The sequence below is a fragment of the Gracilimonas halophila genome, from assembly GCF_042684365.1.
Lineage (GTDB): Bacteria > Bacteroidota > Rhodothermia > Balneolales > Balneolaceae > Gracilimonas > Gracilimonas halophila.
The window spans coordinates 1-14,544 of the sequence record NZ_JBHULI010000005.1 but is presented as its reverse complement, the minus strand read 5'-3'; the positions used below and the strand labels follow the sequence as shown (position 1 = coordinate 14,544).

Below are 14,544 nucleotides of genomic sequence, written 5' to 3'. Positions count from 1 at the left end.
TATAACTCCGGCACCTATTACCTGATCACAAAATATCTGCTAAGGCTTCTTCCAACTCCTCAAAGCGAAATTCAAATCCCGCTACCTGTAGTTTTTTAGGCTGCATTCGAATACTGTCAGTTACGGGTTTAGAAGCTTCTCCCAAGACTATATCCAAAACAAATTTAGGTACCCGAAATATAGATGGCCGGCTCATCACATCCCCCAAAACCTTTGCGAATTCATTCATTGTTACCGGAGTAGGGGCACATACATTATAAGGGCCTTTTAATTCCTTATTTGTTATAGGGAAGATCAGCGATTCACAAAGGTCTTGACGATGGACCCAACTCATGTACTGCTCACCAGATCCTATCGGACCACCCATAAAGAAACTAAATGGCGGAATCATTTTTTCAAGGGCACCTCCTCCCTTTTCCAAAACAATTCCTATTCTCGGATTCACTACACGAACTCCAAATTCCGCAGCCTTCTGAGATTCACTTTCCCAAGATTTACATACTTGCGCAAGAAAATCATTCGCGGCCTCTTCTTCTTCCGTCAGCACTGTTTCGCCCTGATCTCCATAAATCCCTGAAGCTGATGCTGATACAAAAACTTCCGGCTTTACTTCAGAAGATCTCATAGCCTCAACCAATTTCCTGGTTGATTCAACACGACTATCCATTATTCGCTTCTTTACTTCATCAGTCCATCGCTGCCCAAATAAATTTTCTCCTGCAAGGTTAATAACTGCATGAACTTCATTCATTTCCGCAACCAGATCATCTTCCCAAGAGACAAAACGTTGGTTTTTTGCGTTCTCATCTTCATATTTCTTGGGACTTCTTGTTATGATCACCAGATTATGTCCTTCTCTGAGTAATAACGTTCGAAGCTCTTCACCAATAAATCCGGTTCCGCCTGTAATAAGAATATTCATAATCTATAATCTCTTTTCTATACTTTGAAGGTAAACCAATTATTCAGCAAAAAGCATTCATTTTTCAACACCGAGTCCGGGTAGATCAGATAATTTCAGCTGACCAGAGCCCTTTAACTCCAGACCGTTAAAAATATCGTTGCTGATCAAAAGGTGACCATCCAGATCAGCATATTCTGCATTTAGAGCTACCAGTGCCCCGGCCGCATTTGCCAATGAACTTTCGATCATACAGCCAACCATTACCCGAAGTCCATGCTCATGAGCCTGATTCAGCACTCTCCTTGCTTTCATTATACTACCCATTTTCATGAGTTTTATATTGACCACATGAAAAGCTTTCGCAATTTTTTGAAGATCTTCATTTCCAATAAAGCTTTCATCAGCAGCAAGCGGTAAAGGAGACCATTCCTTTAGCTGTTTCATCAACTTAAATTCTGACGAAGGCATAGGTTGCTCAATAAGCTCTACATTTTGTGTGGACAAAAACTGAATCTCCTCTTGAGCCTTTTCTAGTGTAGACCAACCTTCATTTGCATCAACTCGAAGAGGTTTATCAGTGACCTCCCGAATGGCCTCTATGATCTCTCTATCATGATCCGTTCCCAGTTTAATTTTGTACACAGGACATTGCTCAGCGTCCCTTATCTTGGCTTGCATCTTTTCCGGGGAGTCTATCCCAATAGTAAAGGAAGTTACAGGAGTGGTCGAGTTTTTCTCACCTAAAAGCTCCCACAAGGGTTTATTTTGTGATTTTGCCCACCAATCAAGCCATGCCATTTCGATAGCCGTTTTTGCAGATTGAACAGGCTCAGGATTTAAATTACTAATCATGGACTCGACTTCATCCAGAGAGTAAATATCATTAAAAAACCCGGAAGGTATACTTTCAAAGTCAGAGACTACCATTTCAGGTGTTTCATTATATCTGGTATTCGGGCCGGCTTCCCCATATCCGGTGATCCCATCTTTAGTAATCGAGAGAAAAACGTTAGCAACTTGAGATCTTGAGCTTCTTGAAATCGTAAATACTTCTTTTAATCTAAGCGGTATGATCTCCCACTCGATCTTAAAGCCCGACATATCCAAATTCCTGAATGAGCTTGATATAGATATAGACTGCCGGTGCTGCCAAGAGCAGAGCATCGAAACGGTCAAAAAAACCTCCGTGACCTGGTAATAAGCTAGACGAATCTTTAACTCCTGCTTTTCTTTTGATCTTGCTTTCTATCAAATCCCCGATCGGACCGAAGGTGCCAACAAACAATATCAACGGCAGAGCAAGAGTCAGAGACAGTCCGGTTTCAATGGGCAGTAGATAGATGGCTGCGGCTAATCCGACAAAACAACCGATATATCCTGAGAAAAAACCTTCCCAGGTTTTATTTGGACTAATATCCGGAGCAAGCTTTCTTTTACCGAAAGACTTCCCGCCAAAGTAAGCGAAAATATCTCCGCCCCAAACCATTAATACAGTGGCTATAGTTAAAAGAAACCCTGTTTCAGGACTACCCATATCACGAAGCAACATAAGGGTTAAAAGCCCAATAGGTGCATATAAGCCTGCGAAAAAAGTGGTGCTTAGCTGTGTGATGCTTTCTTCAGAAATGTTAAAGGTTTGGATCGCGATAAAGATCAAAAGTATGCTAAGGCCTATCTCCACTGCAAATGGAATCACTGGAAATAGCATCACCCATAAACCAATGGTATAAGGAAAGTATTGATCGGTTGGATTTCCAGAGGAGTCCAATAATCGCATCACTTCTTGTTGAATAAAAAACCCGATCATGATGATGAAGACCTTGAAATACCAACCTCCAAGCCAGGTCAGGTAAATAAAAAGCGCTGCAGCGGGAACAGCAAATAGGACGCGCTTCAGTAGTTCACTCAAACCAGCCTCCGTTATTCTTCTTCCGAATTAAAACCCGGATGTTCGCCTTCAAGTTCAGCCAAGGCCTTGCGGGCTTTCTTCTCAAATTCTTTCGGCACATAAAGATAGACCATCGCCATTTCACCAATATTCAAGCTATACGCAGAATCACGTTTAGACAATATGTTGGAAGGGATCTTGAGATTTGACAAATAATTTTTAGCCATTTCAACATCAAGATCTGTGTTTGCCTCAAGTACACAAACCCAGTTTTCAATATCACTTGGTTTTGGAGCATCAGAGAAAAAACCCATCCTTTATTCCTCTTTAGGTTTCAAAGAATATAAATAATATAAAATTCCTGTAGTGAGTGCCAAACTCACTATGACAAGGAAGACTGGGATGTCCATTTCAGGAGTGATCTTCTCATCCAGCATTTCAGGATAAAAATTACTGGCTATAACCTGACCTCCATTATTCACAAAGTGGGCTACCATAGCCGGCACCAAACTGTCCGAAATGTATGTCAGGTAAGCAAGGAATACTCCAAGTGTTGCCAATGGAATAAAGTTTGAGATCTGTAAGTGATAGGCTCCAAAAATTGCCCCTGAAATTAATATTGCAGCTACAATCCCCCAGCTTTTTTCAAATGCCCGCTGAACGTATCCACGATACATGATCTCTTCACAAATAGCAGGAACAACCCCTATATGAAATACTCCCAAAAGAAGTACATTATCTGACCTTAAAAAATTAGCGATCATTTCGGCCATTGTCTCCTGCATTTCAGCCATTACTTGTGGAACCGGAATGAATGAGTTTAACCAACCCAGAAACAGGATCGTTGGCTGAGCAACTATAAAAAGTATCGCTCCTACAGCAGTTACCTGCCATACATTTTCTGATAACTTAAGCCGAAGAAACTCTTTTCTTTCCCCCTTTACCGCGTGCAATTTTACTATCAATAGGGTAGCCAATGCCATTACCAGGATCTGCCCTGATGAATTGGCAAGAAACAGAATATCAAAATTACTTGACAACTGCTCTACCATTGTCTCCATGTCAAGACTGTCTGATGTAGCCAGCACACCGATCACGCCAACTACTGCCCCAACAATATTAAAAGCAATGAGTGCTATCAATACCCAGGAAATAGCCATAGCCCAATGGGCAAAACCATTTCGTTCTACCCATGGGGACGGCTTATTCTCTTGATAAATTTCTTTGTATTCGCTAGATGAGGAGATGTTTTCCTGCTGATCCATTAAATCCTTTTATTCTTCTGAAGCAAAAACCTTAGCGCCAATTAATCCTGATATTACATTTACAATTCCTAAACCTATGAAGGTAAATAAAGCCTGTAAGCCAATATTTTGCAATGAATTGGGGTCATCAAATCCAGCCATTGCCTGTTCTCTGGCTTCTGCAGGCATCTGCATTGCTTCCAGATTTTGAATATTCCATTCAATCAAAGCTTCTTGAAAACCGGGATCTATAACATTCCAAATTTGAGAAATTATCACTGAAAAGATGGTGGCACCTAAACCTACCATTAATCCCAGGAGTGCTCCCTTACCGATCTTATAGGTTACATCATTTTCCTTAACATAATGCCAGTTTGCAAATAACCCGCCTAATGCTCCAACAAGGCATCCTATGGTACTAAACAATTGTGCTGAACTGAAGAAAGACCCTGAAGGCTCAGTCCCTAAAGTCATGTATCCTCCAATAAGCGAAAAAGCAGTTACTACAATAGCTGTTATCAGTGAGGCTAAAATTACCGAATTCCAATAGCTTGGTTGTGTCTGTTCGTTTTCCATGTTACTCCGATTTGTTGGTTGTGAAAAATTCATTAGTCAAGATCAGTGCCAGTATTATACCAAAGGCACCCCCAAGTAAAAATCTACTTATGTGAGTATTCGACCATATCCCGAAATAGTTACCTATTACGTCCACTAAATTTAAAAGAATAGCGGCAATTAACCACTTTATTTCTTGTTTTTGTAAAGAAGGTTTAACCAGTGCAAATACCGGCATACTCATCATTCCAAAAAAGAAAAATCCATAAATACTAATACACCGGGAGCAAACGGCCATCTGTACTCCGCTGATATTAAATGACCTTGCTGAATCCTGATGGCAAAGTAACTCAAAAACCCGGTATTGCCAGCTACCAATACTTTCTGAGGCTCTTACGTCTAGTATACCCGGACCCAAAGCTGCTAAAAAAAAAAATCCTGAACCTGCTAAAACACTAAGGTAAAGTGCTTTGTTATGTACTTGAAGACGCTTCACATTTCAGGTCTAAAGTGTGTTCTCGAAACTTTTAATAAGCGACTGTGGAGCACGACATGGTTTTCGGGTCTCGGTATCGGCAAAGCAGAGACTAACTTCTCCATATACGTGCACTGCTTCTGACTGCCTGGTCCTCACCTCATAAAATGTTTGCAATCTAACTTCTGGCACATCATAAACCATCACTTTTATAAACATTTCCTCATCATATAAAATGGGGATCTTGTACTCGATCTCAGAGTGAATGACAGGAAGCATCACCCCGGATTCCTCCATTTCTCTGTAGGAAATACCATAGGAGCGAATCAACTCCGTTCTGGCTACTTCAAAAAACTCCAGATATCTCCCATAGTATACGTAGCCCATACGGTCTGTTTCCCCATATCGGCTGCGAAGGGTATGGGTATATTCTGCAATGGGAGATTTATCTGGGAACTGCAAAGCGACTATTTAACCGTTTTCCATGCACCCATAGATGCATATTTTTCGATTCGCTGTTCGATTAGCTTTTCCGGTTTTAGTTTTTTCAGTCTTTTCAAACTTTGCAAAATCTGCTTTTTGACAGCCTCCGCTGACATCTCATGATCTCGATGAGCTCCCCCCAATGGTTCCGGTATCACGCCATCAACAACTTTGAGTTCTTTAAGATCCGGTGCTGTCAATTTTAACACTGCAGCAGCCTGTTCTTTATAGTCCCAGGTTTTCCATAAAATGGATGAGCAAGATTCAGGGGAGATCACTGAATACCAGGTATTTTCCATCATATATACCTCGTTACCCATACCAATTCCGATTGCACCGCCACTGGCGCCTTCACCAATCACGATAGTAATAAAAGGTACTTTCAGCATAGCCATCATTTTCAAATTCTTTGCTATGGCCTCTGCTTGTCCCCGCTCTTCTGCTTCCAGTCCCGGATAGGCACCCGGTGTATCCAAAAGAGTTATGATCGGGACATCAAATTTCTCAGCAAGTTTCATAAGGCGATGGGCTTTACGATATCCTTCCGGATTCGCCATTCCAAAATTCCGGTATTTTCTACTGGTAGTATCTCGCCCTTTTTGATGACCGATTATCATTACCGACTGCCCATCAATAGTCGCAAATCCACCCACAATTGCTTTATCATCGGCATGGTAGCGATCTCCGTGCAGTTCCACGAAGTTTTCGGTCATCTTGAAAATATAATCAAGGGTATATGGCCGATCGGGATGGCGTGCAAGCTGTACACGTTGCCATCTTGTAAGATTAGTAAATATGGATTTTCGAAGCTTGTCAACTCGCTTTCTTAGACTGTCGATTTCTTTATCAAGTACCCCATCGCTTACATTTGAGAGGTTTTTAAGCTCTTCAATTTTACTCTCTAATTCTGCAATGGGTTGTTCAAAATCTAAATACTGCATATCTGCTTTTTAGTTTTAATCTGAAACAATATAAGTAATCTTGTACTGAGGTGAGAACGTAAGTATGTTCAAAGTGTTCCGAAAATACTTCGAAATTTTAATGCCCAAACCCGCCAAATAGCCTCCCTCACAATAGCCTTAGACATTTTTGATACACCTTCTTCCCTTTCACGGAACACGATCGAGACTTCTTTTAAATTGAACCCTGCTTTCCACGCTCTGAAGTGTAACTCTATCTGGAAAGCATATCCGTTCGACTTTATTCGATCTATCGAAATTTTTTCAAGTACTTTTCGGTGAATACACTTAAAACCGGCGGTGGTATCAAAAATCGGCAGGCCTGTAATGGTACTGGCATAAATATTAGCACAATATGAAAGTATAAGTCGGCTGAGCGGCCAATTAATAATACTGATCCCATTTTTATACCTAGATCCTATAGCCACATCAGCGTTTCCTGATCTGACTTCATTTATGAGCCGATCTGCATCTTCAGGGTCATGTGAAAAATCTGCATCCATTTCGCAAATGTATTGGTACTTTTTATCTAAAGCGTATTCAAATCCTTTTACATAAGCTGTTCCCAGTCCTAATTTCCCTGGACGTTCAATCAAGGCTACTCTATCCTGAAATTTTGTCTGTGCATTTTTTACAAAGTCAGCTGTTTTATCAGGAGAGCCATCATCAATTACCAAAACATCTACTTTATTAGCCAACTCCATAAGTTTATCGATGAGCCGTTCAATGTTATGTGCTTCATTATATGTGGGAATAACGATCAAAGTATCTGAAGCCATCACTATTGTCCCTGTCCTTTTATTATGGTGAGAATAGTATTTATCAATATTTTTGCGTCCATCTTTAATGATGCGTTTTCGATATAAAAAAGATCGTATTTGGTTTTTTCCCGAACGGTATCCAACGAGCCTCCGTACTTCCATTTTACTTGAGCCCAGCCGGTAATACCCGGTCTTACCCTGAGCCTACGTGTATATAAAGGTATTTGTTCAGTAAATTGTTTTACAAAGTGAGGGCGTTCCGGTCGTGGTCCCACCAAACTCATATCACCTTTAAGAACGTTAATAAATTGTGGTATCTCATCAATCCGGAGCTTCCTTAACCAGTATCCAACCTTTGTTACCCTGGGGTCATTCTCTTCAGCCCATACCGGACCCGTGTTTTCTTCTGCATTTTCATACATGGTTCGGAATTTCAATATGGTAAACGTTTTGCCATTCATCCCGACTCTAACCTGCCGGAAAATAATACCACCTTTTGAAGTAAATTTTACTGCAATACTAACCACTAATATAATAGGTAAAGTAATAACAAGGGCGATCAATGAAACCAAAATGTCAAACAAACGTTTTGTGGTCTTTTCCCAAAAAGGCATTGGTTCCGGGGATACTTCTATTAATGGAAGACCAAAAATCTGATTTGTTTTACTGAGTCCGCTTACCATTTGATAGAAATCAGGAAGTAATTTAAGTGAAATGTCAGGGGAGTCGACTTCAGAAATAACATCAACCAGGTCTTGTTTACTTTCAGGTTCCAGGGCCACCAATACTTCTTGTATTTGCCACTCGTTCATTATCCGGCCGATCTGATCCAGACTTCCAAGCACCTCACTTTCTTTTATTCCTACTGAGCTGTCAGGGGCCTTCCCATTGAATTGAATAAAACCAAGCACTTCCATTCCCAGAGTTTTATTTCTCTTTAGGTCATCATACGCCATTTTTGCAGCATGCCCGGTTCCTATAATAATAGCCCGATGCAGTCCCTTTCCATGTTGAGCAAAATACCTTTGAATAGTTCTGATGATGAAACGGTTTAAGGCTAACAATCCAAAAATTGTGGCCCCATATAAACTCACAATACTCCGTTGATCTTCGATCGAGATCTCCCCGGTTTGCTCGGTAATAAAAAATAGGATCAAAACTCCAAGTATACTGGCTTTCAACACATTTAAGAATTCATCCAGCCTTGATACCAAGTACAGTTTTTTATAAGCCCCCATCACCACAAAAATAACGAGCCAATACATGCTTATGACCATACCCTGTCCAAAAAAACCAATATCAACGTATCTGATGAGAATGCTCATGCTATCGGGATAATTGATATGGAATAAAAACCATCCGGCCAGGATGATCATAAAATCCAGAATACTGGTAAAAATAACTTCCCGATATCTTTTTAACTTAAACACGTTGTTTTATACTTAGCCTCTTTATTTTAAGATGCCAAAATAAGGAATTTTGGATAGGCTGCATAACACCATAAACTTTAAATTTATTTAGATTGTACGAACTAAAACAGACTTGTTCGACCACCAAAGCACGACTTGGAGAATTAAAAACTGACCACGGCTCTATTCAAACCCCCATCTTCATGCCGGTTGGCACATTGGGTACGGTAAAAGGTGTTTCACAGGATACATTGATAGAGCAGATAAAAGCTCAGATCATTTTAGGAAACACCTATCATTTGTACCTGCGGCCCGGGTGTGATATCATCAAAGAAGCCGGCGGACTACATGCTTTTATGCAATGGGATCTTCCCATCCTAACCGACTCCGGCGGATACCAGATATTTTCACTTTCTGACATCAGGGATCTCGATGAAGAAGGTGCCCATTTCCAAAGCCACATTGATGGGTCAAAGCATTCCTTCACTCCGGAAAATGTCGTGGAAACACAACGTATTTTAGGTTCCGATATCATGATGTTGCTTGATGAATGCCCCCCTTATCCAAGTTCCTATGAGTATGCAAAAAAATCTATGGAACTCACCCATCGCTGGGCCAAAAGAGGACGAAAGGCTTTCTTAGAAACAGAACCTTTATATGGCCATAAGCAAGCTCAGTTTGGGATCGTTCAGGGTGGTACCTATAAAGATCTGAGAATTGAGTCTTCTAAATTTATGGCTGATCAGGACTTTGAAGGAATAGCGATTGGAGGACTCAGTGTTGGAGAACCCATCGAATTGATGTATGAATTCACGGACTTGAATACTGATTATCTACCAAAAGACAAAGCCCGTTACCTGATGGGGGTAGGTACACCTGCGAATTTATTGGAAGGAGTTGCTCGAGGAGTTGATATGTTTGACTGTGTGATGCCAACCCGAAATGCCCGTAACGGAACTATTTTCACTAAAAATGGACGGGTTAATATCCGAAATGCACAATGGAAAAATCATCATGATCATTTAGATCCTGATTTTCCCAGTGACCTTTGCAGTAAGTATTCCATGGCCTATATCCATCACCTTATCAGAAACAATGAGATCTTTGGATTAGTGCTGGCCTCCATTCATAACCTAACCTTTTATCTCTGGCTGATGGAAGAAGTTAGAAAGCGGATTGCAGATGATACATTTGGAGAATGGTATCCCGGAATGGTGGAGCAACTGGAGCAGCGGATCTAAGATTTTGCCAGATCCCGTTCTTCCAAGATCTCCAGCGGATGTGGCTGATTAAATATAGTTTTGAGGATGATATCAATATCCATCCACACGGAATAGTTCTGCAAATAGTATAATGCGAAATTTTCTGCTTCTTCTTCAGTGCTGATCTTATTACTGTTGATCTGAATGATTCCGGTGATCCCTTTTTTTGCCACTTTTTCAGAATTCGATGATTTTATTGGAGCACCTACTAAACTTAATCTTCCCAGGATCACATATCCCAGCAATCTTAGCCTGTTTTTCCAGGAATGCTTTGTTACAGGTGAATATAGTTTGATATCATCAAAACTTTGGGAAGCTTTGTCCTTGAATAATAGAGCCGGCCAGGTAAAAAACAGCAAAATCAGGTAAAGCGGAATGGCAACTGCAAGATCCATTAGCCTCTTAAGCATTTGATTAAATGGATTTGAATATTTGAATTCGACCTCAACCAATGGCACTGCTTCCATATACTCTACATTTGATTTCCCAAGAATAAAGTCCATAGAATCGGGTATCAATTTAAAAATCAGACCTTCACCTTGCAGCTCAGATATCTTCATTAACATTTCTTTATAGCTTATACTGTTCAATGCAAAGAACACCTGATCTGCATGATAAGCTTTAACAAGCTCTTTCAGCTGAACCACACTTCCCAGCCGTTCAGAATCGAAAGTCTCCTCATTCACTGATACATTACCTATAATTTGATAATTCCAGTCCGGTCTGGAATGTATTCTTGATTTAATCTCAGCCGTATGTTCAGTATCACCTACGATCAACACTCTTGCAGTCTTAACCTTACCTCGCTGATGATCTTTCCCAAACCTGTTTATGTTTAACAGCTTATGAACTACAAAAAATATCACCCCAAAAATAAAACCGAGAATAAGTCCCAACCGGGTATATGCCAAATTTCTGACAAAAAACGTTATAACAACAACTCCTGCGTAGGTTAACGTAAGAGCTTTCAGTGTACGTGAAATTGACTCCCTGTTTTGTCTGAACAATCCAAATATACTACCGCTTATTAAATATGAAATAGATCCAAGGATATTGATCCATAAATATTTTACACCTTCAGGGTTGATTATATTCTCTCCCAATAAAGCGTACCTGACTACAAAACCCACAGCTATAGAAAGATTGAGTATAAGAAGATCAATTATTACTGATCGTATCTTCCTGGTATTTGAAGTGAATAAATTCAGGATCGTCTTCAGCCATGTGGCTATATAGATCAGTGTCTTTGAAAAGATGCTGTATTTATAGCTGTAATGTTTTTCAAAGAATGTATATAAGCCTTTATTGAATATGCGAATGTGTTTGAGATCTCCTTTCTTCGCGCTTTCCCCTTTGTAATGAATGATGGAGGTTTCCGAAACATAATCGATATGGTAAGGTGTTTCCTGAACTCTATAACAGAGATCATCATCTTCACCATACATGAAAAAATCTTCATCAAACCCACCGAGTTCCTTTAACAGAGACGTGCGCCAAAACATACATGACCCGCTTATGACGGGAACTTGGTTAGATTCTGTTTCAGGTAACCAGCCCAGATATCTTTTCCCGAATAATTTGCTATGAGGGAACAAAGAATCCAATGAAAGCACTCGGAAGATCGCTGATCTTACATCGGGGATTGATCTTCTGCATTCTCTTGCAAACTCGCCATCAGGACTTAAGATCTTGCAACCAGCAGCACCACATTCAGGGTTTGCCTCCATGTGCTTTATCAGTACTTCCAGCGTATCCTCGCTCACTAAAGTGTCAGGATTTATGATGAGGGTATATTCACCCTTAGCTTGCTTTAAAGCCTGATTGTTTGCTCTTCCAAAGCCAATATTTTCTTGATTTGCGATGTAATGTACTTCAGGAAAATGCTCTTCTAAATATGAGATCGAGTCATCTCCAGATGCATTATCAACTACAAAGATCTCAAGCTTTAAATCATGCTGAGCTTTTTTGATCGAGTTCAGGAGGTTCGCTATATACTCCTTCACCTTATAATTAACTATGATAACTGAGATATGTGGATTTTGAGAACTCAATGCTATCTTACAATGACCACTTTTCCGAGTCCCCTCTCTCTTCCGCTCTCTTCATATGCTATCACAAAATAGACTCCGGAACCCAATTGGTTGCCATTATAATCATATCCGTCCCAGCTGATTCTTCCACCCTGCGCGCTCAATTCATTAACTACAAAACCATCCACTCCTATAATTTTGATCCTTGTTGCATCGCTCAATCCCTCTATCAAAATTTGATCATGTCTGGAATATTGAAAAGGATTAGGGTATACCTTTAATTTATCCATTTCAGGTACCGGAGCTTTTGGGATATCCTGATAACTTACTAAACCAAGATCAGTAGCGATAAAAACCTCACCCGTACTGTTGTCGATTGCGATAGAGTTTATGTTATCCGAGATCAAGTTACTGTTCTCACTTGTAAATCGTTTTTCAATCCTGCTGCCATCTTCATTTAAAAGCCATAACCCCTGATTTTCACTCCCTATCCATTTTTGATTTGCATCATTTACAGCCATGGCTGATACATTCACATCCCGTAACAAAAACCTTGAAGTCGCAGTGGTGTCTTCATTTATCAGCCATTGAGCTTCTCGCTCATTCGCTCCTCCCTCTATCATTAATTCCGGAAATACAAATCGTGCGATTCCGCGTTCGGTACCAATCCAAACTTCATCTCTTTTATCCTGGATGAATGTTTTTACCTTATCGTCCGGAAGGTTGCCATTTCCTGAACCTGAGGTCAATTTAGTATATCTGTCATCATTAGGGTTTTCAACATCTTCACTGTCTATGATCAATAATCCTAACCCGGTATTCGAAGTTGTAATAAGTGATATCCATTTTTGATCAAAAGAATCAATGAATAGTTTATAATAGTTATCACTACCGCTCACATTTTGAAATGAGTCCCATTGTTCACTCCCCTCAAGTTGTACATAAAGAGGATCTTGTGAATTGTATGACACTGCCCATACATTATTCCTTGAATCACTTTCGATCCCGGATATTACTACATAACTCGGATCAGAAAATATTCCCGTCAAATTTGAATTTGAGCTATTGTACACCGTAATATTATCCGAAGATTTTTCGTGTTTGATAATACCATGTCCCCAACTTCCTAAATAATAGCTTGAGTCATTTTGGCAAACTGTGTACACGGTCTCAACGGTTGACAATTCACTAGCCGTGTTCCTGTTATAATTTTCCCAAATTCCATCATTATATATATAATAACTTCTGATCGGGTTTAGAATATCTGCACTTGGAAATTCTGAAGTGGATGCAGCCACAAGATTACCTTCATCAATAACCATTTCGTTAAAGAAATTCAGATAGGGTCCTGAAGGTAAATAAGATTGTATGTTCTCACTCATTAAATTAGCTATAACTAAACCTTCATTTGAGGTTCCAATTGCCAATTCGCCGTTTAGGATCTCAAAATCGGTAATAATACTTTCAAGTTCAGGCGATACCGTTACTGATTCTTGTTGATCATCCAGCGTGATAATACTTGTAGAAGTCGATGCTCCCAGAATTTCGCCGGTTAAGTTGGTCTTTATATTTAAAACTTCTCCAGGAGGGAATGCTTCAAACTCTTCCCAACTTCCATTTTGAAATATCAGTACTGTTTGCTCATTAACTGCATACTTACCCTCGTCAAAAAAAGCCACGTCGGAGATTTGATCTGTGTTAAACCCATTGAAGGAGTTATAGGTTATCCAGTTTGTTGCCTGATCTAAATTATCATTTAAACTTGCCAAACCTGCTCCCTGATCTGTAGCAACCAATATAGAATCTGATTTTATATCCAATTGATTGATCTCCGTCCCGATATCAAAATCACCGATCTGCACAAAACTATTTTCAACAACCAGATCCTGGAGATCATAAACTACAATCCCAAACTGAGTGGCCACATATAGATCTCCCACATGGATCTTAAATTCGTTGATTCCTTTAGAACTAAAACGATCAACTCTTCTTATATCCTCCAACCTTTGGACATTCTTATCCTGGAAATTTATTATATCAATAGTCCCATCTATATACCCGGCGAATATTCTCTCGTATTCCACATCATAAACTATGCTACTTGGGTTGGATCGATATAGACCATCCATTGTAGTTACTGTTATGAGCTCGTTGTCTTCTACCTTAAAAACCCCTCCCAATGTACCTGCATATATTACTTCCGAATCACTGGTTAAGCTGACAATAGTAGAAAATGAAGGATAGACTTCCCAACCGTCCAGCTCTTGAGACCAACCGTACTGCGCACTTAGAAATAGAACAGAAAAGAATAGTATGAATTTTCCCATATAATTATATGCAATAGATATTCAATCAGTTAACAACATAACAATAAGAAAGTTATTTAAGATAAAATTTCGATTAACATAAGAAAAAGAAAAGCAGATAACGGGAATTCTTTGCATGAATAAAAAAAGCCTCCGCGGTCGGAAGACCAGGGAGGCTTGGGGTAAAAAGGAAGAAGGCGACGACCTACTCTACCGCTATTGCAGTACCATCGGCGCTGCAGGGCTTAACGGCCGTGTTCGGGATGGG

14 protein-coding genes and 1 rRNA gene are annotated in these 14,544 nt (G+C 40.0%); 1 reads left to right on the top strand and 14 read right to left on the bottom strand.

The features are described from left to right. Positions 1–25: 25 nt before the first annotated feature. From ACFSVN_RS03880 to ACFSVN_RS03830, 11 genes are all read right to left on the bottom strand, one after another. On the bottom strand, positions 26–922 hold the full coding sequence (locus ACFSVN_RS03880) for a TIGR01777 family oxidoreductase (RefSeq protein ID WP_390298902.1): 897 nt from the start codon (positions 920–922) through the stop codon (positions 26–28). Between the two features lie 57 nt (positions 923–979). Next, positions 980–2,005, bottom strand: coding sequence for a dipeptide epimerase (locus tag ACFSVN_RS03875; protein WP_390298899.1), 1,026 nt, complete (start codon positions 2,003–2,005; stop codon positions 980–982). Continuing rightward, on the bottom strand, positions 1,992–2,813 hold the full coding sequence (locus ACFSVN_RS03870; RefSeq protein WP_390298897.1) for a phosphatidate cytidylyltransferase: 822 nt from the start codon (positions 2,811–2,813) through the stop codon (positions 1,992–1,994). The genes ACFSVN_RS03875 and ACFSVN_RS03870 overlap by 14 nt, the downstream gene beginning before the upstream one ends. A gap of 11 nt (positions 2,814–2,824) precedes the next feature. Beyond that, positions 2,825–3,106, bottom strand: a complete 282-nt coding sequence (locus ACFSVN_RS03865; protein ID WP_390298894.1) for a putative signal transducing protein — start codon at positions 3,104–3,106, stop codon at positions 2,825–2,827. 3 nt (positions 3,107–3,109) lie between these two features. After that, the gene (locus tag ACFSVN_RS03860; protein WP_390298892.1) at positions 3,110–4,057 is read right to left on the bottom strand and encodes a CPBP family intramembrane glutamic endopeptidase; all 948 of its coding nucleotides are present in this window, start codon (positions 4,055–4,057) and stop codon (positions 3,110–3,112) included. Between the two features lie 9 nt (positions 4,058–4,066). Further along, a complete protein-coding gene (locus ACFSVN_RS03855; RefSeq protein ID WP_390298889.1) occupies positions 4,067–4,612 on the bottom strand; it encodes a DUF4199 domain-containing protein in 546 nt (181 codons plus the stop codon). Between the two features lies 1 nt (position 4,613). Next, complete coding sequence (locus ACFSVN_RS03850; RefSeq protein WP_390298886.1) at positions 4,614–5,087, bottom strand: DUF2085 domain-containing protein; 474 nt, start codon at positions 5,085–5,087, stop codon at positions 4,614–4,616. A 9-nt stretch (positions 5,088–5,096) separates the two neighbouring features. Further along, entirely contained in the window at positions 5,097–5,528 is a 432-nt protein-coding gene (locus tag ACFSVN_RS03845; protein ID WP_390298883.1) for an acyl-CoA thioesterase, read from the bottom strand. A gap of 5 nt (positions 5,529–5,533) precedes the next feature. After that, positions 5,534–6,490, bottom strand: coding sequence for an acetyl-CoA carboxylase carboxyltransferase subunit alpha (locus ACFSVN_RS03840; protein ID WP_390298880.1), 957 nt, complete (start codon positions 6,488–6,490; stop codon positions 5,534–5,536). A gap of 68 nt (positions 6,491–6,558) precedes the next feature. Beyond that, the gene (locus tag ACFSVN_RS03835; RefSeq protein ID WP_390298878.1) at positions 6,559–7,287 is read right to left on the bottom strand and encodes a polyprenol monophosphomannose synthase; all 729 of its coding nucleotides are present in this window, start codon (positions 7,285–7,287) and stop codon (positions 6,559–6,561) included. Between the two features lie 2 nt (positions 7,288–7,289). Next, positions 7,290–8,699: a sugar transferase gene (locus ACFSVN_RS03830; RefSeq protein WP_390298876.1), complete on the bottom strand. Its 1,410-nt coding sequence runs from the start codon at positions 8,697–8,699 to the stop codon at positions 7,290–7,292. A 92-nt stretch (positions 8,700–8,791) separates the two neighbouring features. Between ACFSVN_RS03830 and tgt the strand changes: the two genes are divergently transcribed. Beyond that, positions 8,792–9,919 carry a tRNA guanosine(34) transglycosylase Tgt gene (gene tgt / locus ACFSVN_RS03825; RefSeq protein WP_390298874.1) on the top strand — a complete coding sequence of 376 codons (1,128 nt, stop codon included), beginning with the start codon at positions 8,792–8,794 and terminating at the stop codon, positions 9,917–9,919. On the opposite strand, the gene ACFSVN_RS03820 is transcribed toward tgt, so the two are convergent. From ACFSVN_RS03820 to rrf, 3 genes are all read right to left on the bottom strand, one after another. Further along, positions 9,916–11,991, bottom strand: coding sequence for a glycosyltransferase (locus tag ACFSVN_RS03820; RefSeq protein ID WP_390298871.1), 2,076 nt, complete (start codon positions 11,989–11,991; stop codon positions 9,916–9,918). The genes tgt and ACFSVN_RS03820 overlap by 4 nt on opposite strands. A 2-nt stretch (positions 11,992–11,993) precedes the next feature. Then, the gene (porZ, locus tag ACFSVN_RS03815) at positions 11,994–14,297 is read right to left on the bottom strand and encodes a type IX secretion system anionic LPS delivery protein PorZ (protein ID WP_390298868.1); all 2,304 of its coding nucleotides are present in this window, start codon (positions 14,295–14,297) and stop codon (positions 11,994–11,996) included. 171 nt (positions 14,298–14,468) lie between these two features. Next, positions 14,469–14,544, bottom strand: a 5S ribosomal RNA gene (gene rrf, locus ACFSVN_RS13455); the annotation flags it as partial.

Bases quoted from the DNA above. Each gene is read 5' to 3' on its own strand.
- ACFSVN_RS03855 (WP_390298889.1), bottom strand. From the start codon at position 4,612: ATGGAAAACGAACAGACACAACCAAGCTATTGGAATTCGGTAATTTTA.
- ACFSVN_RS03835 (WP_390298878.1), bottom strand. From the start codon at position 7,287: ATGGCTTCAGATACTTTGATCGTTATTCCCACATATAATGAAGCACAT.
- ACFSVN_RS03840 (WP_390298880.1), bottom strand. From the start codon at position 6,490: ATGCAGTATTTAGATTTTGAACAACCCATTGCAGAATTAGAGAGTAAA.
- ACFSVN_RS03860 (WP_390298892.1), bottom strand. From the start codon at position 4,057: ATGGATCAGCAGGAAAACATCTCCTCATCTAGCGAATACAAAGAAATT.
- porZ (WP_390298868.1), bottom strand. From the start codon at position 14,297: ATGGGAAAATTCATACTATTCTTTTCTGTTCTATTTCTAAGTGCGCAG.
- ACFSVN_RS03865 (WP_390298894.1), bottom strand. From the start codon at position 3,106: ATGGGTTTTTTCTCTGATGCTCCAAAACCAAGTGATATTGAAAACTGG.
- ACFSVN_RS03880 (WP_390298902.1), bottom strand. From the start codon at position 922: ATGAATATTCTTATTACAGGCGGAACCGGATTTATTGGTGAAGAGCTT.
- ACFSVN_RS03875 (WP_390298899.1), bottom strand. From the start codon at position 2,005: ATGTCGGGCTTTAAGATCGAGTGGGAGATCATACCGCTTAGATTAAAA.